The 22,315-nt window shown below is 73.2% G+C and carries 19 protein-coding genes; 6 read left to right on the top strand and 13 right to left on the bottom strand.

Annotation, left to right across the window (positions count from 1 at the left end; genetic code table 11):
• Together ACIP5K_RS04765 and ACIP5K_RS04760 are read right to left on the bottom strand one after the other, a co-directional pair.
• Complete coding sequence (locus ACIP5K_RS04765) at positions 1-2,415, bottom strand: HAD-IC family P-type ATPase (RefSeq protein ID WP_401404904.1); 2,415 nt, start codon at positions 2,413-2,415, stop codon at positions 1-3.
• Positions 2,416-3,026: 611 nt separating this feature from the next.
• Positions 3,027-3,287 (bottom strand): DUF2530 domain-containing protein, encoded by a 261-nt coding sequence (locus tag ACIP5K_RS04760; protein ID WP_401404902.1) that lies wholly within the window; start codon positions 3,285-3,287, stop codon positions 3,027-3,029.
• Positions 3,288-3,524: 237 nt separating this feature from the next.
• Between ACIP5K_RS04760 and ACIP5K_RS04755 the strand changes: the two genes are divergently transcribed.
• Complete coding sequence (locus tag ACIP5K_RS04755; RefSeq protein WP_401404900.1) at positions 3,525-4,973, top strand: NCS2 family permease; 1,449 nt, start codon at positions 3,525-3,527, stop codon at positions 4,971-4,973.
• Positions 4,974-4,998: 25 nt separating this feature from the next.
• On the opposite strand, the gene ACIP5K_RS04750 is transcribed toward ACIP5K_RS04755, so the two are convergent.
• Positions 4,999-5,181, bottom strand: coding sequence for a ribbon-helix-helix protein, CopG family (locus ACIP5K_RS04750; protein WP_401404899.1), 183 nt, complete (start codon positions 5,179-5,181; stop codon positions 4,999-5,001).
• Between the two features lie 199 nt (positions 5,182-5,380).
• Between ACIP5K_RS04750 and ACIP5K_RS04745 the strand changes: the two genes are divergently transcribed.
• Positions 5,381-5,818, top strand: coding sequence for a MarR family winged helix-turn-helix transcriptional regulator (locus tag ACIP5K_RS04745; protein WP_111665353.1), 438 nt, complete (start codon positions 5,381-5,383; stop codon positions 5,816-5,818).
• An 83-nt stretch (positions 5,819-5,901) separates the two neighbouring features.
• Complete coding sequence (locus ACIP5K_RS04740) at positions 5,902-7,248, top strand: MFS transporter (protein WP_401404898.1); 1,347 nt, start codon at positions 5,902-5,904, stop codon at positions 7,246-7,248.
• Positions 7,249-7,393: 145 nt separating this feature from the next.
• Here the strand turns inward: ACIP5K_RS04740 and ACIP5K_RS04735 are convergent, their stop codons facing one another.
• Together ACIP5K_RS04735 and ACIP5K_RS04730 are read right to left on the bottom strand one after the other, a co-directional pair.
• The gene (locus ACIP5K_RS04735) at positions 7,394-8,383 is read right to left on the bottom strand and encodes an aldo/keto reductase (RefSeq protein WP_401404896.1); all 990 of its coding nucleotides are present in this window, start codon (positions 8,381-8,383) and stop codon (positions 7,394-7,396) included.
• On the bottom strand, positions 8,380-9,339 hold the full coding sequence (locus ACIP5K_RS04730; protein ID WP_401404894.1) for an AraC family transcriptional regulator: 960 nt from the start codon (positions 9,337-9,339) through the stop codon (positions 8,380-8,382). Before ACIP5K_RS04730 ends, ACIP5K_RS04735 begins: the two co-directional genes overlap by 4 nt.
• A gap of 115 nt (positions 9,340-9,454) precedes the next feature.
• Between ACIP5K_RS04730 and ACIP5K_RS04725 the strand changes: the two genes are divergently transcribed.
• Positions 9,455-10,351, top strand: coding sequence for an MBL fold metallo-hydrolase (locus ACIP5K_RS04725; RefSeq protein WP_401404892.1), 897 nt, complete (start codon positions 9,455-9,457; stop codon positions 10,349-10,351).
• Between the two features lie 68 nt (positions 10,352-10,419).
• Here the strand turns inward: ACIP5K_RS04725 and ACIP5K_RS04720 are convergent, their stop codons facing one another.
• Positions 10,420-11,103 carry an SGNH/GDSL hydrolase family protein gene (locus ACIP5K_RS04720; RefSeq protein WP_401404891.1) on the bottom strand — a complete coding sequence of 228 codons (684 nt, stop codon included), beginning with the start codon at positions 11,101-11,103 and terminating at the stop codon, positions 10,420-10,422.
• A gap of 68 nt (positions 11,104-11,171) precedes the next feature.
• Here ACIP5K_RS04720 and ACIP5K_RS04715 point away from each other — a divergent pair, with 68 nt between their 5' ends.
• Positions 11,172-12,173: a WD40 repeat domain-containing protein gene (locus ACIP5K_RS04715; RefSeq protein WP_401404889.1), complete on the top strand. Its 1,002-nt coding sequence runs from the start codon at positions 11,172-11,174 to the stop codon at positions 12,171-12,173.
• Positions 12,174-12,466: 293 nt separating this feature from the next.
• Here ACIP5K_RS04715 and serC read toward each other — a convergent pair whose 3' ends face one another.
• From serC to ACIP5K_RS04680, 7 genes are all read right to left on the bottom strand, one after another.
• Positions 12,467-13,585, bottom strand: coding sequence for a phosphoserine transaminase (gene serC / locus ACIP5K_RS04710; RefSeq protein ID WP_401404888.1), 1,119 nt, complete (start codon positions 13,583-13,585; stop codon positions 12,467-12,469).
• A gap of 122 nt (positions 13,586-13,707) precedes the next feature.
• Positions 13,708-14,949 (bottom strand): cytochrome P450, encoded by a 1,242-nt coding sequence (locus ACIP5K_RS04705; protein WP_401404886.1) that lies wholly within the window; start codon positions 14,947-14,949, stop codon positions 13,708-13,710.
• A 49-nt stretch (positions 14,950-14,998) separates the two neighbouring features.
• Positions 14,999-16,252, bottom strand: a complete 1,254-nt coding sequence (locus ACIP5K_RS04700; protein WP_401404884.1) for a cytochrome P450 — start codon at positions 16,250-16,252, stop codon at positions 14,999-15,001.
• Entirely contained in the window at positions 16,249-16,899 is a 651-nt protein-coding gene (locus tag ACIP5K_RS04695; RefSeq protein ID WP_401404882.1) for a GTP-binding protein, read from the bottom strand. Before ACIP5K_RS04695 ends, ACIP5K_RS04700 begins: the two co-directional genes overlap by 4 nt.
• Entirely contained in the window at positions 16,880-17,239 is a 360-nt protein-coding gene (locus ACIP5K_RS04690) for a DUF742 domain-containing protein (protein WP_401404881.1), read from the bottom strand. The genes ACIP5K_RS04695 and ACIP5K_RS04690 overlap by 20 nt, the downstream gene beginning before the upstream one ends.
• Positions 17,236-17,673 carry a roadblock/LC7 domain-containing protein gene (locus ACIP5K_RS04685; RefSeq protein ID WP_361558702.1) on the bottom strand — a complete coding sequence of 146 codons (438 nt, stop codon included), beginning with the start codon at positions 17,671-17,673 and terminating at the stop codon, positions 17,236-17,238. The genes ACIP5K_RS04690 and ACIP5K_RS04685 overlap by 4 nt, the downstream gene beginning before the upstream one ends.
• Entirely contained in the window at positions 17,670-19,193 is a 1,524-nt protein-coding gene (locus ACIP5K_RS04680) for an ATP-binding protein (RefSeq protein WP_401404879.1), read from the bottom strand. The genes ACIP5K_RS04685 and ACIP5K_RS04680 overlap by 4 nt, the downstream gene beginning before the upstream one ends.
• Before the next feature lie 195 nt (positions 19,194-19,388).
• On the opposite strand from ACIP5K_RS04680, the gene ACIP5K_RS04675 reads away from it, so the two are divergent.
• Complete coding sequence (locus tag ACIP5K_RS04675; protein WP_401404877.1) at positions 19,389-22,235, top strand: FAD-binding and (Fe-S)-binding domain-containing protein; 2,847 nt, start codon at positions 19,389-19,391, stop codon at positions 22,233-22,235.
• Positions 22,236-22,315: the final 80 nt, after the last annotated feature.

Here is a 22,315-nt window from a genome sequence, read left to right as displayed (position 1 = left end):
CTAGACGGGGAAGCGGCGGCCGACCCACCTCCACAGGAGTTCCAGGACGGCCGCCGCCACCACCGAGACACCCACCGCGGTCCACGGCATCACGTCGCCGACCAGCTTCAGGGCGAAGAAGTCCTGGAGCCACGGCACGACCAGGACCAGCAGGAACCCGAGACCCATCGCCGCCACCAGGCAGATCCGCCACCAGGTGTAGGGGCGGGCGATGATCGCCAGCACCCACATCGAGATCAGGAACAGGGTCAGCGTGGCGGCGCTGGTCTCGGCGTTCAGCGCGTCGGAGCCCGCGTAGTGGTGCCGGGCCACCATGTACATCACGAACGTCGCGATCCCGGCGACGGCGCCGCCCGGAATCGCGTACCGCATCACGCGTCGCACGAAGTGCGGCCTGGCCCGCTCCTTGTTCGGCGCGAGCGCGAGGAAGAACGCGGGGACGCCGATCGTCAGCGTCGACAACAGCGTCAGGTGCCGGGGCAGGAACGGGTACTCGACCTGGAAGCAGACCACGAGCAGCGCGAGCAGCACCGAGTAGACCGTCTTGACCAGGAACAGCGTCGCCACCCGGGTGATGTTGCCGATGACCCGGCGGCCCTCGGCGACCACCGACGGCAGCGTGGCGAAGCTGTTGTCGAGCAGCACGATCTGCGCGACGGCCCGGGTCGCCTCGGAGCCCGAGCCCATGGACACGCCGATGTCGGCGTCCTTGAGGGCCAGCACGTCGTTCACCCCGTCGCCCGTCATCGCCACCGTGTGCCCGTGCGACTGGAGCGCCGCGACCATGTCCCGCTTCTGCTGCGGGGTGACCCGGCCGAACACCGTGCTCTCGTCCAGCGCGTCCGCCATCGCGTCCCGCTCGGCCGGCAGGGTACGGGCGTCGACCGTGTCCTGCGCCCCGGGCAGGTCCAGCTTGGCGGCCACGGCGCCGACCGACACCGCGTTGTCCCCGGAGATGACCTTCGCCCTGACGTCCTGCTCGGCGAAGTAGCGCAGGGTGTCGGCGGCGTCCGGGCGCAGCCGCTGCTCCAGGACGACGAGGGCGGCCGGTTCGGCGCCGTCCCGCACCGCCGGGTCGGCGAGGCCGTCGTGGCCCTCGCCGACGCGGGCGAGCAGCAGGACCCGCAGCCCCTGCCGGTTCAGCCCGTCGATCTCCGCGAGCGCCGGGTCGCCCTGCGGCAGCAGCACGTCGGGCGCGCCGAGCAGCCACGCGCTGGACGTCCCGTCGCCCTCGCTGAAGGCGGCGCCGCTGTACTTGCGGGCCGACGAGAAGGGCAGCGCCTCCGTGCAGCGCCACTCCTCGGCCGGCGGGTAGGCGTCGACGACCGCCTGGAGGGAGGCGTTCGGGCGCGGGTCGGACGCGCCGAGCGCGCCGAGCACCTGGGCGACGTACTCCTCGCCGAAGGCCGAGCCGGCCAGCGGGCGCAGCTCCGAGACGTCCATGCCGCCCTCGGTGAGCGTGCCCGTCTTGTCCAGGCAGACCGTGTCGACGCGGGCCAGGCCCTCGATGGCCGGCAGCTCCTGGACCAGGCACTGTTTCCGGCCGAGCCGGATGACGCCGATCGCGAAGGCCACCGAGGTCAGCAGCACGAGCCCTTCGGGGACCATGGGGACGATGCCGCCCACGGTGCGCGCGACGGAGTCCTTGAAACCGTGCTCCTTGACCACCAACTGGCTGATGACCAGGCCGATCGCCGTCGGGATCATCATCCACTGCACGTACTTGAGGATGGTGGAGATGCCGCTGCGCAGCTCGGACTGGACGAGCGTGAAGCGGCTCGCCTCCTCGGCCAGCTGCGCCGCGTACGCCTCGCGGCCCACCTTCGTCGCCGTGAACGCGCCGCCGCCCGCGACCACGAACGAGCCCGACATCACCGGGTCGCCCGACCGCTTCACGACCGGGTCGGCCTCGCCGGTCAGCAGCGACTCGTCGATCTCCAGGCCGTCGGCCTCGGCGCACTCGCCGTCCACGACGATCTTGTCGCCGGGGCCGATCTCGATGAGGTCGCCGAGGACGATCTCGGAGGTGGAGACGGGGGTGGCGACGCCGTCGCGGCGGACCGTGGGCTTGGCCTCGCCGATCACCGCGAGGGAGTCGAGGGTCTTCTTCGCCCGCCACTCCTGGAAGATGCCGATGCCGGTGTTGGCCAGGATCACGTAGCCGAAGAGGCTGTCCTGGAACGGGGCGACGGCGAGCATGATCAGCCAGAGCACACCGATGATCGCGTTGAACCGGGTGAAGACGTTGGCCCGGACGATCTCGCTCAGCGAGCGGGAGCTGCGCAACGGGACGTCGTTGACCTCGCCGCGCCTTCTGCGCTCCTCGACCTCGGCGCCGGTCAGGCCCGTCGCGCGTGACGGCAGGGGGACCGGGTGCACAGGGTCTAGCTCGGGCCCCGCGTCGATGTGCGTCATGTCTCCGACGTTACGGGGGGATCGGGGGGTTCACCCCTCGACGGGGTGAAGATCCGGCTTCGGGGGTGGGGGGCGTCTGGGGGGGGTGGTCGTGTGCGGGTGGGTGGTGGCTGGTCGCGCAGTTCCCCGCGCCCCTGGGTGGGTTTTCGGGTGCGGCTCTCGTGGTGGCTGGTCGCGCAGTTCCCCGCGCCCCTGGGTGGGTTTTCGGGTGCGCCGCCGTCGTGGCTGGTCGCGCAGTTCCCCGCGCCCCTGAGATGCGCACTGCGTGCGGCATCTCATCAGGAGAGGCGCGCCATCGTCCTGCTTCTCACGGGAGGCGTGCCACCGTCCCGCCCTCCGTGGAGGCGCGCGGAGCGCAGCCTCTGGGGGAGGCTGCGCGTAGCGCATGCCTCAGGGGCGCGGGGAACTGCGCGAGAAGCCCCACCGGGCCGCGGACGAGAAACTGCCCAGGGGCGCGGGGAACTGCGCGAGACGTCCCACCGGGCCGCGGGCGGGGGACTGTGTGGGAAGAGGGCGCCGGGGTGTGGGGAAGCGGGCGGGAAGAGGTTCGCTGGGGGGGGGGGAGGTGTGTGGCCCGGCTTCGGGGGGCGCGCCCGAGTGGCGGCGAGGGGTCAGTCCGGGGTGGGGGCGGACGCGGCTCGTTTGAGGGCGGCGTCGCGACCGCGCACGTACCAGATGCCGATGAGCCCGAGCCCGGCCCCGGCCAGGCAGGTCCAGACCCACCACGTGTGACCGTGATCGTCGAACCAGCCGTAGAACGGCAGCTGCACCAGGAAGAGGACGAACCACAGGATCGTGCCGCCCGTGATGGTGGCGACGACCGGACCCTCCAGGGGTTCCGGCGCCTCGTGCTTGGGTGTCCACTTCGCCATGGGGACAGCTTAACGACCCGAGCGAAACCCCCCACCGCCCCCGCCCGGCAAGGGTCTACGCGCGGAGATAGCGAATTTCGCTTCATATGTTCATACTGAAACAGCCTGAGACTGGCTACTTCTGTTCGTACGAAACACCAATCGAAACCTCGGGGAAACCCGTTGGTGATCCCGCGACGGCCAGAATCGATCACATTCCTGCCCCCTGGGCACCGCTGAACACCGCTGAGGTCATCCATGTCCACTTCGGCCACCACCCCGGTCGATGTCAACGAGCAGCCGCCGCAGCCCCCGAAGAACGGGCTCGACCGCTACTTCAAGATCTCCGAGCGTGGCTCGACCGTTCCCCGTGAGATCCGTGGTGGCCTCGCCACGTTCTTCGCGATGGCCTACATCATCGTGCTGAACCCGATCATCCTGGGCAGCGCGAAGGACATGTACGGGCACCAGCTCGACAACGGCCAGCTGGTCACCGCGACCGCGCTGACCGCCGCGTTCACCACCCTGCTGATGGGCGTCATCGGCAACGTGCCGATCGCGCTCGCGGCCGGTCTCGGCGTGAACACCGTCGTCGCGTTGCAGCTCGCCCCGCGCATGTCGTGGCCGGACGCGATGGGCATGGTCGTCCTCGCCGGCTTCGTGGTGATGATCCTGGTCGCCACCGGTCTGCGCGAGCGCGTCATGAACGCCGTGCCGCTCAGCCTGCGGAAGGGCATCGCGATCGGCATCGGCCTCTTCATCATGCTGATCGGGCTCGTGGACTCCGGCTTCGTCAGCCGCATCCCGGACGCCGCGCACACCACCGTCCCGCTCCAGCTGGGCGCCGACGGTCACCTGAACGGGTGGCCGGTCCTCGTCTTCGTGATCGGCGTGCTGCTCACCCTGGCGCTGCTGGTGCGCAAGGTGCCGGGCGCGATCCTGATCTCGATCGTCGTCATGACCGTCGCCGCGGTGATCGTCAACGCCGTCGCGAAGGTCCCGTCCTGGGGCCTGACCACGCCCAAGTGGCCCGGCAACCCGGTCGCCACCCCCGACTTCGGGCTCGTCGGCAAGGTCAGTCTGTTCGGCGGCTTCGACAAGGTCGGCATCCTCACCGGTGTCCTCTTCGTCTTCACCGTGCTGCTGTCCTGCTTCTTCGACGCCATGGGCACGATCATGGGCATCAGCGACGAGGCGCACCTGACCGACGAGAAGGGTCAGATGCCGGGCATGAACAAGGTGCTCTTCATCGACGGCATCGCGGTCGCCGCCGGCGGCGCCTCGTCCTCCTCCGCCACCACCTGCTTCGTGGAGTCCACGGCCGGTGTCGGTGAGGGCGCCCGCACGGGTCTGGCCAACGTCGTCACCGGTGCGCTCTTCGCGGTCGCGCTGTTCCTCACGCCGATCGCCACGATGGTCCCGTCCCAGGCGGCCACCCCCGCGCTGCTCGCGGTGGGCTTCCTGATCCTGTCGGGCGGCATCCGCGCGATCGACTGGGACGACTGGACGGTCGCCATCCCGGCCTTCATCACGATGCTGATGATGCCGTTCACGTACTCGATCACCAACGGCATCGGGATGGGCTTCATCGCCTTCACCCTGCTGCGCGTGGTCGCGGGCCGGGCCAAGGAGGTGCCGGTCGCGATGTACGCCGTCTCGGCCGTCTTCGCCTTCTACTACCTGATGCCGGCGCTCGGCCTGACCTGAGCGTGAACCGGTGTCGCGGGGCGGCTCAGGCCGCCCCGTAGAACCTCTCCGTCTCCTCGACGGACGTCTTGAAGCGTTCGTCGAAGTCGTCCCGAATGAGCGTCCGGACCACATAGTCCTGGACGCTCATTCCTCTTTTGGCGGCGTGGCCCTTGAGCCGGTCGAGCAGCTCACCGTCCATCCGCAGGCTGAGCACTGTCGATCCCATGCCGACAGCGTCGCGGGGCGCCGCGCCCGGGCGTGTCGCTTTTCGGAGATGCCTCACTCGTTTGAGTGACGTGAGGTTTCCCGGCCCGTGCGTGCGTGGTCCTGTGCGTGCGCGGTTCTGTGCGTGCGTGGTGGGGATCACGGGCAGAAGAGGGGCCCCCGGTGGTAGTTAGACACAGTAATGAGTTACGCTAACGAACATGCCGGACCTCTCCCATGGCGACGATGCCGCCGCCGTGAACTCCCTGCGCTCCGCCGTGATGCGCCTGTCACGCCGACTCAAGCACCAGCGGGTCGACGAATCGCTGAGCCCCACCGAGATGTCGGTGCTCGGCACCCTCGCCGGATGCGGCTCCGCCACCCCGGGTGAGCTGGCCCGCAAGGAGCACGTGCAGCCGCCGTCGATGACCCGCATCGTCGCGCTCCTGGAGGCCAAGGGGCTGGTCCGGCTCGAACCTCATCCCGAGGACCGCCGGCAGAAGGTCGTCACCTCCACCGAGCAGGCCGAGACCATGCTCCTGGAGTCCCGCCGCAAGCGGAACGCGTGGCTGGCGAACCTGGTCGACGGCCTGGACGAGGACGAATGGGCCAAACTCCGCGAGGCCGCGCCCGTCCTGGAGAAGCTGGCCCACCTGTGACCGACCGCACCCCAACCCCGTCCGCACAGCCGTCGCCGTCACCGACCTGCCGCTGAGCCGACCGCCGAGGAGGCGAACCCACTTTGAGTACGGGATCCGGAGCAGACTCCGCCCCCGCACCTACCCCTACTCTCCCCGCGTCCGGGGGCAAGCCCTCGATGTTCGCCAGTCTGCGCGTGCGCAACTACCGGCTGTTCGCGACCGGGGCCGTCATCTCCAACACCGGCACCTGGATGGCCCGCATCACCCAGGACTGGCTGGTGCTCTCCCTGACCGGCTCGTCCGCCGCCGTCGGTGTCACCACGGCGATGCAGTTCCTGCCGATGCTGCTCTTCGGGCTGTACGGCGGAGTGATCGCCGACCGCTTCAAGCGGCGCAACCTGCTGTTCTGCACCCAGGGCGCGATGAGCCTGTCGGGTCTGTTCCTGGCCGTCCTGACCCTGTCCGGCCAGGTGCAGGTCTGGCACGTCTACGCCGCCGCCTTCTTCACCGGACTCGTGACGGTCGTCGACAACCCGTCGCGGCAGTCGTTCGTGTCCGAGCTGGTCGGCCCCGACCAGGTCCGCAACGCCGTCTCGCTGAACTCGGCGAACTTCCAGTCCGCCCGGCTCATCGGCCCCGCCGTCGCGTCCGCGCTGACCGCCGCCGTCGGGCCCGGCTGGGCCTTCCTCGCCAACGGCCTGTCGTTCCTCGCGCCGCTCACCGGCCTGCTGCTGATGCGCACCCGCGAGCTGCACGAGATCAAGCGGACCCCGCGCGGCAAGGGGCAGCTCAAGGAGGGCCTGAACTACGTGTCCAAGCATCCCGAGCTGATCTGGCCGATCGTGCTCGTCGGGTTCGTGGGCACCTTCGGGTTCAACTTCCCGATCTGGCTGAGCGCGTTCGCCGACGACGTGTTCCACGGCGGGGTCGGGCAGTACGGCATGTTCAACACCCTGATGGCGATCGGCTCGCTGGCCGGGGCGCTGCTCGCCGCGCGGCGGCGGTCGGCGCGGCTGCGGGTGCTGGTGGGCGCCGCGATCGGGTTCGGCGTGCTGGAGGTCCTGGCCGCGTTCGCGCCCGGGGTCTGGCTGTTCGCCCCGCTCATCGTGATCCTCGGCGTCCTCGGCATCACGACCAACGTGACCGCCAACTCCTCCGTGCAGATGGCGACCGACCCCGAGATGCGGGGACGGGTGATGTCCCTCTACTTCATGGTCTTCACCGGGGGGACACCGCTGGGCGGGCCGCTGTTCGGCTGGCTCGCCGACCAGTACGGGGTGCGGGTGAGCTTCATGCTGGGCGGCCTGATCTGCGCCGGTGCCGCCGTGCTGGTGGGGCTGATGCTGGCCCGGGCCGCCAACCTCCGGCTCAAGGTGGATCTGCGGCGCGGGGAGCGGCACGTGCAGTTCGTCCCCCGCGAGGGCGTACCGGTGGCCGCGGTGGCGTGAGCGGCGCGCGTTAGGGTCGGGGGGTGGACCCTAAGACGCGGAACCGGATCATGGCCGGTGTGCTTGTGCTGATGTTCGTCGTGGTGGCGGTGGCGGCGGCCGTCGGAAACTGACCTCCCCGCCGGCCGCCGCCCCCTCCGGCGGCCTACCAGGCGAAGGCCTCCGGCGACGGGCCGGGGCCCGGGAAGATCTCGTCCAGCGAGGCCAGCACGTCCTCGCCCAGCTCCAGCTCGACCGCGCGCAGCGCCGAGTCCAGCTGCTCCCGGGTGCGCGGGCCGACGATCGGGCCGGTCACGCCGGGCCGGGTCAGCAGCCACGCCAGGGCCGCCTCGCCGGGCTCGATGCCGTGCTTGCCGAGCAGGTCCTCGTACGCCTGGACCTGCTCGCGCACCTTGGTGCTCTCCAGCGCCGACGCCGAGCGGCCGTCCTTGCGGCGCCTGCCCTCGGACTCCTTCTTGAGCACGCCGCCGAGCAGGCCGCCGTGGAGCGGGGACCAGGGGATGACGCCCAGGCCGTACTCCTGCGCGGCCGGGATGACCTCCATCTCGGCGCGCCGCTCGGCCAGGTTGTACAGGCACTGCTCGCTGACCAGGCCGACGCGGCCGTGGCGGGCGGCCGTCTCGTTGGCCTGGGCGATCTTGTAGCCGGGGAAGTTGGACGAACCGGCGTACAGGATCTTGCCCTGCTGGACCAGGGTGTCGATCGCCTGCCAGATCTCCTCGAAGGGGGTCCGGCGGTCGACGTGGTGGAACTGGTAGATGTCGATGTGGTCGGTCTGGAGCCGCTTGAGCGAGGCGTCGACCGCGCGGCGGATGTTCACCGCGCTGAGCCGGTCGTGGTTGGGCCAGGCGTCGCCGTCGGCCGCCATGTTCCCGTACACCTTGGTGGCGAGGACGGTCTTGTCGCGGCGGCCGCCGCCGTTCGCGAACCAGGTGCCGATGATCTCCTCGGTACGGCCCTTGTTCTCACCCCAGCCGTACACGTTGGCGGTGTCGAAGTAGTTGATGCCACTGGCCAGGGCCGCGTCCATGATGGCGTGGCTGTCTGCCTCGTCCGTCTGCGGTCCGAAGTTCATGGTGCCGAGGACGAGCCGGCTGACCTTGAGTCCCGTGCGTCCGAGCTGCGTGTACTTCATGACTGCTTAGCCAAGGACGTGGAGTGCGCTCTAGGCAAGTGTCCCGTCCGGTACCGGCCCGGTGTCACCCCGAACTCGCGGCGGAAGGCGTGCGAGAGCGCGTAGGGGCTGCCGTAGCCGACCTGGCGGGCCACCGACTCCAGGGGCGCGTCCGCCGCGCGCAGCAGGGTCGCCGCGCGGGTCATGCGCCACCACGTCAGGTACGCCATCGGGGGGCGGCCCACCAGGGCGGTGAAGCGGCGGCCCAGGGTGGCGCGGGAGACGCCCGCGCGGGTGGCGAGCGAGCCGGCGGTCCAGGGGGCCGCCGGATCGCCGTGCAGCAGCCGCAGCGCCTCGGTGACCACCGGGTCGGCGAGCGCGGCGGGCCAGCGGGCGCCGCCGGAGCCGGTCGCCGGATCGGTGGTCCAGGCCCGGATCATGTACACGAGCAGCAGGTCGAGCAGGCTCGGCACCGCCGCGCAGGCGCCGGGCAGGCCCGGGACCCCCGCCTCGCGGGCCAGCAGGCCGACGGCGGAGCGCAGCTCGGGGTGCGGGCCGGGGCCCGCGCCCTCGCGCGGCAGGTGCACCACGTCGGGGAGCTCGGCGAGCAGCGGGTGGGTGTGGCTGCGGTCGAGCCGGTACTTGCCGCAGAGGAGCTCCACGGCGGACGCCCCGGGCCGCGGCGCCCGGTCGCCGACGGTGTCGAAGGGGACGGCCCGCGCCAGCGTCGCCGCGTCCGCGGGGGCGTCGGCCAGCACGTGGCCCGCGCCGTGCGGCAGCAGCACCGCGTCGCCGCGGCGCAGGGTGAGCGCCGGGCCGGTGTCCGGCAGCAGCCAGCAGTCGCCCGCCAGCGCGACGTGGAACCCGGCGCCCTCGTACGGCTCCAGGCGCACGCACCAACTCCCGCTCACCCGCAGCCGGTTGACCGACGGGCTGCCCGTCCGCACGGCCGCGATCGCGTCGCTCACCACATCCATGGGGCATCCATGGGTCCAGCGTAGGCCGCGCGCGGGGCGCGGGTGAGCCGATCGCGTATCGGGGCGAGCCCCACGCGCATGGAGGCGCTCGCTCGCGGCGCCTAGCGTCGACGGCATGGACACCGAATTCGAACATCTCACGCTCGGCGACGTCGAGATCATCAAGGTCGTCGAGGTGCGCGGGCCCTTCGGGGCGCCCGGCGACCTCTTCCCCGGCATCGAGGACGCCTGGCAGGAGGGCCGGGACTGGCTCGCGCCCCGCTTCCGGGACGCGGACAGCGGCGCGGTCCTGGCCGCCGTGCAGGCCTGGGTGGTGCGCAGCGAGGGCCGCACGATCGTCGTCGACCCGGGCGTCGGCAACGGCCGCGAGCGCCCCGGCACCCCGCACTTCTCCGGCCTCGACACCGACTTCCCCGAACGGCTCGCACGGGCGGGCGTGCGGCCCGAGGACGTCGACCTCGTCGTCAACACCCATGTGCACGGCGACCACGTCGGCTGGAACACCCGCGCCGAGGGCGACGGTTGGGTCCCCACCTTCCCGAACGCCACCTATCTCGTGCCGCGCGCCGACCACGACTTCTTCGGGCCCGGCGGCGCGGCCGAGACGCCGCACGACCATCACCGCCTCCTCTTCTCGGACAGCGTCGCGCCCGTCGTGGAGGCCGGGCAGGCGGTGCTGTGGGACGGCGGATCCCACCGGATCGACGGGCGGTTGACGCTGGAGCCCGCGCCCGGGCACACCCCGGGCTCCTCCGTGCTGCGGCTCGCCTCCGGCACGGACCGCGCGGTGTTCGTGGGGGATCTGCTGCACTCCCCGGCCCAGTTCCTCGCGCCGACGTGCAGCAGCGCGATGTGCGTGGACCCGGCCGAGTCGGCCGCCAGCCGGCAGCGGGTGCTCGAACGGGCCTGCGACGAGCGCGAGTTGGTGATCCCGGCGCACTTCCCCGGGCCCGGCGCGGCGGAGATCCGGCGGGCGGGCGCCGGGTTCGCGGTGCACCGCTGGCGGCTGTAGGCGGGGCGGATCGGGCGGGTTCGGGGGCCCGGGCTGGTCGGGTCGGGCGGGTCGGTCGGGCGGGTCGGTCAGGCGGGGAGGCGGTAGGGGCCGCCGAGGCCCCACGCCTGGTGCAGCGCGTCCGCGAAGGCGGCGGCCAGCTTGTGCTCGCCGGACGCGTTCGGATGCGTACCGTCGTACGTGTCGCGGTGGATGTCGTACGACTCCGGGACCGTCGCGAGGAGCAGCGGGGAGCGCGGCTCGGAGAGGTCCGCGACCGCCTTGGCGAGCAGGGTGTTGAAGCGGGCGACCTCGGCGGCGAACGGCAGGTCCGACTCGGCCCGGATGTTGGGGATCACGGGGAGCAGCACCAGGCGGACGGCCGGGTTCGCGGTGCGGGCCTCGGCGACGAAGCGGCGCATGTTCGCCGCGGTCTGCCCGGCGTCCGTGTAGAAGCCGAGGTCTATCAGGCCCAGGTTGACCAGCAGCACGTCCGGGGCGCAGGCGCGCACCGCGTCGGCGACGACCGGCGCCATGTGCAGCCAGCCCTCGCCCCAGCCGGCCAGGTGGCGGCGCGGGAAGCCCGGGTCCGCGTACGCCAGGGACGTGGCGGCGTCGGCGGACTTGTCGTAGAGGGTCTCGCGCGGCCCGACGACCGCGACCTGCCCGTCGCCGCAGACCGAACGCAGGTGGCACCAGAAGCGGTGCCGCCAGGTGTGCTCCCCGGCGCTGCCGATGGTCTGGCTGTCGCCGACGAACATGAACCTGAGCATCCGCTCATCATCGTCGATCGGCCGGGCCGCGTGCGTGTGACACCTGCCACGCCTGGCAAGCTGGGGTCATGCGTTCGTATCTGGGTGCGGCCGGGGCCGCGGTCGTGCTCGTTCTCGGCGGTGCCACGGCGCCCGCGACGGCCGACAGTTCACCGTCCGTCGGCTCGTCCGGGTTCACCATCGAGGACCCGCGGATCACCGAGTCCAGCGGGCTCGCCGCGTCCCGCGCCCACCCGGGGGTGTACTGGACGCACAACGACAGTTCCGACGGCGCCTTCATCTACGCGGTCGACGGGCGCACCGGCAGGACGCTCGCGACCGTCACCCTCACCGGGGTCGGCGCGCCGCGCGACGTCGAGGCGATCTCCATCGGCCCCGACGGGGACATCTACGTCGGCGACATCGGCGACAACCTCGGCGGCAAGTGGGACCACGTGTGGATCTACAAACTGCCCGAGCCGAAGAAGCTCGTCGACCAGACCGTGCGGGCCACCCAGTACGTCGTGAAGTACGCGGACGGGCCCCGCAACGCCGAGTCGATGATGGTCCACCCCAAGACGGGGCGGGTGTACATCATCGAGAAGGGCGAGGACGGCGGCGGTCTCTACGAGGGGCCCGCCGCGCTGGACTCCGGCGCCACCAACACGTTCCGCCGTATCGGCGTCATCGATCTGTGGGCGACCGATGCCGCGTTCTCGCCCGACGGCAAGCAGCTCGCCGTGCGCGGCTACTTCGGCGGGATCTCCTACTCCTGGAACGACGGGAAGCCCGAGCGGCAGGGGCAGTTGCACGTGCCGCTCCAGCCGCAGGGCGAGTCGGTGACGTACACGCCCGACGGGCGGACGCTGCTCTACGGCAGTGAGGGCAAGGGCAGTTCCGTGGAGCCGGTGGAGGTCGAGGGGGGCGGGTCCTCCGGTGGGGGCGGGGGTGGGGGTTCGGCCTCGGGGGGTGGGGGTTCGGCGTCCGGGGACGGTGGGGGGATCTCCGGGAAGGCCGGGGCTGTCGGGGCGGCGGTTGTGCTCATCGCTGTCGTCGGGATCGGGCGTCTGGTGCGTAGGTCGCGGCGGTAGTTGCCGGGGTGGTTGTGGCTTGGGGGGTTGGATGCGGGTGCGGGCCGGTGGCCGCTTCTTGCGCAGTTCCCCGCGCCCCTGAGGTGTTTCTCGGCTGACGGCCGGTGGGGGCTTCTCGCGCAGTTCCCCGCGCCCCTGAGGGGGCTTATGTTGGGCGCGCAGTTCCTCGCGCCCCTGAAGGGGCTTTTGTGTGTGGCGCCGTGGAGGTTGGGCGCGCAGTTCCCCGCGCCCCTGGAGGGGGATTTTTGGGGGGTGGGGGCCGCGCCCCTGGGGTGGCAGGGGCGCGGGGGGTGTTACAGGTGGCCGATGACGTGGTCGATGCAGGCCGTCAGGGCCTGGACGTCGGACGGGTCGATCGCCGGGAACATGGCGACGCGGAGCTGGTTGCGGCCCAGCTTGCGGTACGGCTCGGTGTCGACGATGCCGTTGGCGCGGAGCACCTTGGCGACCGCGGCGGCGTCGATCTCGTCGGCGAAGTCGATGGTGCCGATCACCTGCGAGCGCTGGGCGGGGTCGGTGACGAACGGCGTCGCGTACTTCGACTCCTCCGCCCAGCCGTACAGCCGCGACGAGCTGTCCTTCGTACGGGCCGTGGACCAGTCGAGCCCGCCCTGGCCGTTGATCCAGTCCAGCTGCTCGGCGAGCAGGAAGAGCGTGGAGAGCGCCGGGGTGTTGTACGTCTGGTTCTTGCGGGAGTTGTCGATCGCCGTCGGCAGCGAGAAGAACTCCGGGACGTGCCGGCCGGAGGCGTGGATCCGCTCGGCGCGCTCGATCGCGGCCGGGGAGAACACGCCGATCCACAGGCCGCCGTCGGAGGCGAAGGACTTCTGCGGGGCGAAGTAGTAGACGTCCGTCTCGGCGATGTCGACCGGCAGGCCGCCCGCGCCGGAGGTGGCGTCCACCAGGACGAGGGAGCCGGGGTCGGCGCCGGCGACGCGCTTGATCGGGGCTGCGACACCGGTCGAGGTCTCGTTGTGCGTGAGGCCGTAGACGTCGACGCCGGCCTCGGCCACGGGCTCCGGGTGGGTGCCCGGGTCCGAGCTGATCACGGTCGGCTCGGCGAGCCACGGCGCCAGCTTGGACGCCTTCGCGAACTTGGACGAGAACTCGCCGAAGTTCAGGTGCTGCGACTTGTTCTCGATCAGTCCGTGCGTCGCCACGTCCCAGAACGCGGTCGAGCCGCCGTTGCCGAGAACGACCTCGTAGCCCTCGGGGAGGGAGAACAGGCTCCGCACGCCCTCGCGGACGCGACCGACCACATTCTTGACCGGGGCCTGGCGATGGGACGTGCCCAGCAGAGAAGTACCGGTGGCGGCCAGCGCGTCCAGCGCTTCCGTCCGCACCTTGGAGGGGCCCGCGCCGAAACGACCGTCGGCGGGCTTGATGTCAGCGGGAATCTGGATCTCAGCCACGAGCCGGAGCGTATCCCCTCGGTGAAACCGGACGGAAACGTGTCCGTTCGATGAGACGACTCCTCCGGCCCGTGGACTTGTGGTGATCTACGGGAACCGGGCCGGGCCCGGCCCCCGCGCGGTCAGCCGCCGAGCACCACCGGCAGCTCGAACAGGTCGTTCTGCGTCACCACCGGCTTGTTGCGCAGCTCGCCGGGCTCGACCGCGAGCCGCAGGCCGGGGAAGCGGGCGTACAGCGCGGGGAGCGCCACCCCGGCCTCCAGGCGGGACAGCGCGGCGCCCGGGCAGACGTGCGGGCCGTGCCCGAACGAGATGTGCCGGGTCGCCGAGGCGCGGGTGATGTCGAAGGAGTCCGCCGTGGGGCCGTGCGCCTGCTCGTCGCGGCCGATCGCACCGTAGGAGACGATCAGCGCGTCGCCCTCCTTGATGGTCTTCTCGCCGACCCGGACGTCCTCGGCGGCGAACCGGATCAGCACGTGCGAGGTCGGCGTCGCATAGCGCAGCGTCTCCTCCACGACCTGCTCCCAGGTCGCCTCGCCGGCCAGCACCAGGGCCAGCTGGTCGGGGTGGGCGGACAGGTTCACGACCGCGTTCACGATCAGCGAGATCGTCGTCTCGTGGCCCGCCGCCACCATCAGCTGGAGCGTGGAGACGATCTCCGCGTCGGTCAGCCGGTCGCCGTTCTCCGACGCCTGGATCAGCGCGCTGGTCAGGTCGTCGCCGGGCTCGGCGCGGCGGGCCGCGACGACGGCGCCCATCATCGCGGCCAGCTCGCCGAGCGTCGCGACGACCTCCGCGGGCGGCGTCTGCGTGGAGAAGAACTTGTCGAACAGGACCTTCAGACGCGGGTGGTCCGCCTCGTCTATGCCCATCAGGTCGCTGATCACGTACATCGGCAGCGGGTAGGCGAACGCGGCCTTCAGGTCGACCGTGCCCTCGGCGGGCAGCCTGTCCAGGAGGCCCGCGGTCAGCTCCGTGATGCGCTCGCGCATCCGCTCCACCCGGCGCACGGTCAGCGCCTGCGCGACCAGGGCGCGCAGCCTGCGGTGGTCCTCGCCGTCCACGGTCAGCATCGAGCGGCCCGGGTTCGCCAGGCCGATCAGCGGCCAGTCGGCGGGGATCTCCCCGCGCCGCCAGGCACCCCACACCTCGATGTCCTTCACCAGGCGCTTGTCGGTGAGCAGCTGGCGGGCCTCCGCGTGGTGGGTGACCGCCCACACGGGCACCCCGCCGGGCAGTTCGACCTCCGCGAGCGGGCCCGCCGCGAGCAGCCGGGCGGTCTCGCCGTCCAGATCGGTGACGAAGGGGTCGAGCGGGATGGGGGCGCCGGACGCGTGCGGGCAGGCGGCTGCGGATGTCGTCATGACGAGAGCTCCAGGAGACCGTGGTGCGGGAAGGGGAAGCGGCGGATCGTCACAGGGCGGCCGACGGCACGGCGGCCGTCGGCGTGAAGCGGACCGGCAGGTCGGTCAGACCGCGCAGCCACGGCGAGGGGCGGCGGGTCAGCGCGTCGGCCGGGGTGGCCAGATCGATGTCGGGCAGCCGGTCGAGGACCACCTCGATGCCGGTGCGCGCGATGACCTCGGCGACCTCCTGCGCGGGGAACGGGCAGCGGTGCTCGCCGTGCCCGAACGAGAAGTGGGCGTTGTTGCCCCCGGTCAGCACCGAGGCGTCGGTGCGCACCTGCGGATCGGCGTTGGCCGCCGCGATGCCGAGCAGCACCAGGTCGCCCGCCCGGATGTGGCGGTCGCCGAGCCGGGTGTCGCGGGTGGCCCAGCGCCCGGCGACGTTCTGCGTCGGGGCGTCCTCCCACAGCACCTCGTTCATCGCCTCGGCGATGCTGTGCCGCCCGCCGAACAGCGACGCGGCGAACCGGTCGTCGGTCAGCATCAGGCGCAGCGAGTTGCCGATCCAGTCGGCGGTGGGCTGGTGCCCGGCCGCCATCATCACCATCAGGTCCTGGGCGATCTCCTCGTGCGTGAAGCCCGAGGTGTCCTGGAGCATGTACGAGGCGACGTCCTCGCCCGGCCGCGCGTGCTTCTCGGCGATCAGCCCCACCATCGAGGCGGCGAGGTGCTGCTGGCCGGCCAGCGCCCGCTCCCGGCCGTCGATCATGTCGTTCATCGCGGTGACCAGGGCCGGCCCCGCCGCGTCGGAGAAGCCGTAGATCCGGGCCAGGACGCGGACCGGCAGCATCATCGCGTAGTCGGCGATGATGTCGGTGGCGCCCGCGCCGCAGAAGCCGTCGATCAGCTCGTCCGCGAACTGCTCGGCGTGCGCCTTGAGTTCGAAGGGGTCGACCGCCTCCAGGGCGTGGCTGACCATCGCCGCGCGCTGCCGGTGCCGCTCGCCGACCGTGTAGAGGATCGACGGCTGCTTGTGGCCGATCATCGGCAGCAGCGGCCAGTCGGCGGGGATGTTCTCCCACTGGTTCCACAGGTCGGAGTCGCGGCTGAACAGCGCCGGGTCGCCGGTCACCTGGTGCAGTTCGCGGTAGCCGACGACCAGCCAGGCCGGGATGTCGCCGTCGAGGACGACGGGGGCGACCGAGCCGTGGTCGCGGCGCATCTCCCGGTACAGCGTGGCGGGTTCGGTCGCGAACCGGGGTCCCGACAGCGGCACGGGAGCGGCACCGTGCGCGGACGCGGGGCAGCCGGGGCTTGTCACGGAGCGGCCTCCTGGGGCACGGGCGCCGAAGCGGGGCTTGTCTGACGGGCGTACAGGGTCCTGAGGTGCTCCACGAGCGTGATCAGGACGTCCTTGCTGGACCTCCGCTCACGCGCGTCGCACCGCACCAGCGGCACCCCGGGATCGAGGTCGAGGGCCGCGCGCAGCTGCTCCAGGGTGTGCGCGGGGCCGCCGAAGTCGTTGTGGGCGACGATGAACGGCGTCCCGTGCTGCTCCAGGCGGTCGATCGCGTAGAACGAGTCCGCCAGCCGGCGGGTGTCGACGAGGACGACCGCGCCGAGCGTGCCGGAGAACAGCCGGTCCCACAGGAACCAGAAGCGTTCCTGGCCGGGGGCGCCGAACAGGTACAGGACGTTGTGCGCGTCGAGCGTGATGCGGCCGAAGTCGAAGGCGACCGTCGTCGACGTCTTGCCGCGCACGCCGTCCAGGTCGGCCAGTTCGTCGACGCCCCGGCCCGCCTGCGTCATCGTCTCCTCGGTGTTGAGGGGACGGATCTCGCTCACGGAGCGGACCAGCGTGGTCTTGCCTGCGCCGAAGCCGCCGACGACGACGATCTTCAGACCGTTGTCGGCGCCGGCCGCGAGCTCCCGGCGGCCGGCGGGCGGTTCAGAGGTTGCGGAGTCCAACGAGCACCTGCTCCAGGATGTCGGGGTCGGGAAGACGGTGGGGAGAGGCGGCGGTGCGCGGGTGGCGGGCGCCGATGCGGCCCTGCACCAGGAGGTCGGAGAGCAGGACGCGCACGATGCTCACGGGCAGGCCGAGTTCGGCGGCCACCTCCACCACCGCCGTGGGCCGGGCGCACATCCGCAGGATCGCGGTGTGCTCGGACGGCATGCCGGGCGCCGGGTCCGACTCGGCGACGACCAGCGACACCAGGTCGAACGCGACGTCCGCGGCCGGCCGGCTGCGCCCTCCGGTGAGGGTGTACAGCCGGTCGGGGGCGTCGTCCCGGCCGGGCCGGCTCATGACGCCGGGGGCGTGCTGGTGGCCAGGTCGGGGCTGCGGGGCAGCGCGCGCAGGTGTTCGCCGAGCTGCTCGACGAGTTCGACCATGGTGTGGCCGACCAGGCCCGCGTCGGCGTCCTCGGCGGCGAGCACCGCGAGATGGGCGCCCTCGCCGGCCTCGACGATGAACAGGGTGCCGCCGTGGAACTCGGTCATCGACGAGCGCACCCCGCCGCTCCCGTCGCCGAACTCGGCGGAGGCGCCGTGCGCGAGCGCCTGGATCCCGGCGGCGATGGCGGCGAGCTGGTCCGCCTGGTCGGGGATCAGCTCGGGGGTGTGGCACAGCTTGAGGCCGTCGCGCGACAGGACCAGGGCGTGCCGGGTGCCCGGGGTGCGCGTGAGGAGGCCTTCGAGCAGCCAGGTCAGGCCGGCGCCGGTGGTGGTCGTCCCGGTCATTGGGGGGTGTCGCCTTCCTGCGTGGGTGTGTCGGGGTGTGCGGTGGATCGGGGGCCGGCCGGCTCCGGGCCCGCCGGGGCGGTGCGGACCGCCTGGCTGAAGCTGCTGAACCGGGCGGCGGCCGAGGGCGCGGCGGCCGGTCCGGGCCGCCCGGCGGCCGGGGGCTCCGCCGCGCGGGCGGCCCGGCCGTGCTCGGCGGCGGCCAGCGTGCGGCCGCGCGTGCGCTGGGGCAGCGCGCCCGCGTCCGGCGGACCGGCGGGGGCGGGCTCCGGCGGAGCGGGCGCGGCGGCGGGCGCTGGCCCGGCCGGGTCCCGCTCGCGGGCCGCCGGGCCGGGGGCGGTGTCGGCGGCGGTCCCGTGCGCGGGCGACGCGTCGTCGGTGCCGGTGCCGGTGCCGGTGCCGGTGTCGGCACCCGGGGTGCCGGTCGCGGGGGCGGCGGCGGTGGCGGGGCCGGTCGCGCGCACGGGCGCCGGGTCGGACGTCCGGGACAGCAGTTCCTGCGGGACGAGCAGCAGCACGCCGGTGCCGCCGCGCGCCGACGGCCGGAACGACACCGTCAGGCCGTGCTTGCGGGCCAGCCGGCCGACGACGGCGAGGCCGAGCCGGGTGCCGGACAGGCCGCCCAGACCCGTGGAGCCCGCCGCGCCGGCCGGCTCGCCGGAGACCGCGTGCTCGGCGCGGCGCAGCTGCACCGGGCCCATCACCAGGCCCGAGTCCTCGACGGAGACGATGACGCCGGCCGGGACCTCCTCGACGTAGACGTGCACCTCGGCGGTGGGCGGCGAGAAGTTCGCCGCGTTGTCGAGGAGTTCGGCCAGCGCGTGCATGACGCCCTCGGCGGCGTGCCCCGCGACGGCGACGGCGGTGTTCGCGTGCACCCGCACCCGCTGGTAGCCGCCGATGCGGCCCATCGCGCCGCGCAGGATCGACTCCATGGCGATCGGCCGGGCCCAGCGGCGGCCGGAGCGGGCGCCGGTGAGCACGGCCACCGAGTCGGCGAGCCGGCCCGCCTGGGCGGTGCGGTGGTCGAGGTGGAGCAGGTCGGCGAGGACGTCCTCGTCGGTGTGCCGGTGCTCCATCTCGCGCAGGTCGGCGAGCATGCCGGTGGCCAGGGCCTGCATGCGGCCGGCCGCGTTGGCGCAGGCGGCGATGGCGGCGGCGCGCTCGGCGCGGGCGGTGCGCAGCCGTCCGGTCAGTTCGGCGGCCTGCGCGGCCCGGGCGTCGCGCTCCCGCGCCAGCTCGCCGGTGATGCGGGCCTGTTCGGCGGCGCCGCGCTCGGCGGTGTGCCGCATCTCCTCGGCGCGGCGGCGCAGCAGGGCGACGCTCTGCCGGGCGTGGGCGGCGTAGCAGGCCGCCGCGCTGAGCGCGAGGGCGGTGGCGGCGACGCCCCAGGCGAGCGGGGTGCGCACCGAGCCGGGCGCGAGGGCGACGGCTCCCGCGCCGAGCGCTCCGGTGACGAGGAGAGCGGCCAGCAGGGTGAGCGCGGCCGGGCGTACGGGGGGCCGGAGGGGCGCGGTCATCGGTCGGGTCCTCGGGGGAGAGGGGCTGCGTGGGTCGACATGAACGCCGAGAGCCCGTGCATGACAGGTCTCCGGCAATTCGCGGTCACTATAGGAGAGTTGATGATCGGTTTGGGAATGTTCCGGTCCGGATCGTGAAAAAATGGGCGGCTTCCTGTGGCGGAGGAGGCCCGGTGGGGCTGCATCCTGGACGACATGGATGATCTGGACGGCAGGGACGAGCTGGCCGGCAGGGACGATCTGGCGCGGGAGCTGCGGGCGGCGGTGCGCGGCGGCGTCGACTTCTCGGTCACCGCGCGCGCCCTGAACACGATGGACGCCTCCAACTACCGCCGGGTGCCGCTCGGGGTGCTGACCCCGGCGGACCGGGACGACGTGGCCGCCGCCCTGGAGGTGTGCCGCCGGTACGGGGTGCCGGTCGTGGCGCGCGGCGGCGGCACCTCCATCGCGGGCCAGGCGACCGGCACCGGGCTCGTCGTGGACTTCACCCGCCACATGAACGGCCTCGTCGCCCTCGACCCCGAGGCGCGCACCGCCGTCGTCCGGCCCGGACTCGTCCTCGACCGGCTCCAGGCGGCGGCCGCCCCGTACGGGCTGCGGTTCGGCCCCGACCCGTCCACGCACAGCCGCTGCACGCTCGGCGGCATGATCGGCAACAACTCGTGCGGCGCGCACTCCGTGGCGTGGGGGACCACCGCCGACAGCGTCACCGCCCTCGACGTGCTGACCTCCGACGGCACGGCCCGCCGGCTCGGGCGGGGCTGGGGGGACGCGCCGGACGGCCTGCGCGCGCTGCTGGAGGGGGAGTTGGCGACGGTGCGCACCGGCTTCGCCCCGTACGCCGGCCTGCCGCGGCGCATCTCCGGGTACGCCGTGGACGCCCTGCTGCCCGAGCGCGGCGCCGACCTCGCCCGCTTCCTGTGCGGCACCGAGGGCACCCTCGGCCTGGTCACGGAGGCGACGGTGCGGCTCGTCGAGGCGCCGCGGGCGACGGCGCTCGCCGTGCTCGGGTACGCGGACGAGAGCGCCGCCGCCGAGGCCGCGGCGGGCCTGCTGCCGCACGGGCCGCTGACCGTCGAGGGGATGGCCGCCGACCTGGTCCCGGACGGCTCCGGCCTGCCCCGGGGCGGCGCCTGGCTGTTCGTGGAGACCGGCGGGGCCACGCCGGCCGAGGCGCGGGCCGCCGCCGCCCGGATCGTGCGGGCCGCCGACGGCGCGTCCGTCGTGGACGCGCTGGTCGTCGCGGACCCGGCCGGCCAGCGGGCGCTGTGGCGGATCCGCGAGGACGCCTCCGGCACCGCGACCCGGATGCCCGACGGCAGCGAGGCCTGGCCCGGCTGGGAGGACTGCGCGGTGCCGCCCGCCCGGCTCGGCGCCTACCTGCGGGACTTCCGGGAGCTGCTCGGCGGGCACGGGCTGCGCGGCACCCCGTACGGGCACTTCGGCGACGGCTGCATCCACGTGCGCGTCGACTTCGACCTGCTGACGCCGGCCGGGGTGGCCCGCTTCCGGCGGTTCTCCGAGGAGCTGGCCGCCCTCGTCGTCGCGCACGGCGGCTCGCTGTCCGGGGAGCACGGCGACGGGCAGGCCCGCGCCGAACTGCTGCCGAAGATGTACGGGCCCGCGCTGGTCGGGCTGTTCGGCCGGATCAAGGACGTGTGGGACCCGGCGGGCCTGCTCAACCCGGGGACGCTGGTGCGGCCCGCCCGCCTCGACGAGAACCTGCGGTTCGCCCCGCTGCCGCGCGAACCGGTCGACGTCGTCTTCGGCTACCCGCAGGACGGCGGCGACTTCTCGGCGGCCGTGCGCCGCTGCGTCGGCGTCGCCAAGTGCCGCGTCCAGGAGCCCGGTCCGGGCAGCGGCGTGATGTGCCCGTCGTTCCGGGCCACCGGCGGCGACGAGACGCACTCCACGCGCGGCCGGGCCCGGCTGCTGCACGAGATGCTCGCCGGGGAGGTCGTCACCGACGGCTGGCGCTCCACCGAGGTGCGGGACGCGCTCGACCTGTGCCTGTCCTGCAAGGGGTGCCGGAGCGACTGCCCGGTGGGCGTCGACATGGCCACGTACAAGGCGGAGTTCCTGCACCACCACTACGCGGGCCGGCGCCGCCCCGCCGCGCACTACTCGATGGGCCGGCTGCCGCGCTGGCTGCGGCTGGTGGCGGCGACGCGCACGGCCGGGCTGGTCAACTCCCTCGCGTCCGTCGGGCCGTTGGCCGCGCTCGGCAAGCGGCTCGGCGGGGTCGCGCCGCAGCGGGAGATCCCGGCGGTGGCGCGGACGACGTTCAGCGCCGGCTGGCGGCCCGCCGGGCCGGGCGGCGCCGGGCCGCGCGCCGCGCTGTGGCCGGACACCTTCACCGAGCACCTGGCGCCCGAGGTGGGGCACGCGGCGGTACGGGTCCTGGAGGCGGCCGGGGTGGTGCCGCTGCCGGTGCCGCGCCCGCGCGGGCGGGTCTGCTGCGGGCTCACCTACGTCTCCACCGGCCAGCTCGACCAGGCCCGCGCCGTGCTCCGGCGCACCCTGGACGCGGTGCGGCCGGTCCTCGACGCGGGCGTGCCCGTCATCGTCCTGGAGCCGTCCTGCGCGGCCGCGCTCCGCTCCGACCTGCCCGAACTCCTCCCCGACGAGCCGCGGGCCCACCTCCTGGCGGAGCGGGTGCTGACCTTCGCCGAGGCGCTGGAGCGGCAGGCCCCGCACTGGGCGCCGCCCCGCGTCGACCGGCCCGTCGTGGGACAGACGCACTGCCATCAGCACGCGGTGCTCGGCGACGCGGCGGAGCGCAGGCTGCGCGAGCGGGCCGGGCTCCAGGGGGAGCTCAGCGGCGGGTGCTGCGGCCTGGCCGGCAACTTCGGGTTCGAGGACGGGCACTACGAGGTGTCGGTGGCCTGCGCCGAGGAGCGGCTGCTGCCCGCCGTGCGGGCGGCCGGGGCCGGGGACGTGGTCCTCGCCGACGGGTTCTCCTGCCGCACCCAGCTGGCCCACCTCGGCGACCGGCCGGGCCGCCACCTCGCGGAGGTGCTGGCCGCGGCGCTGCCCGACTGACGAGCCGCCGCCGGGCGCCGGGGGCGGGGGTGCACGGGCGACGGGCAGTGCAGTACCGTAAACAGGCCAGTCGAAAATAT

The sequence above is a fragment of the Streptomyces sp. NPDC088785 genome (assembly GCF_044750685.1).
In the GTDB taxonomy this organism is placed as follows: domain Bacteria; phylum Actinomycetota; class Actinomycetes; order Streptomycetales; family Streptomycetaceae; genus Streptomyces.
This window is presented reverse-complemented; position numbering and strand designations above follow the sequence as displayed.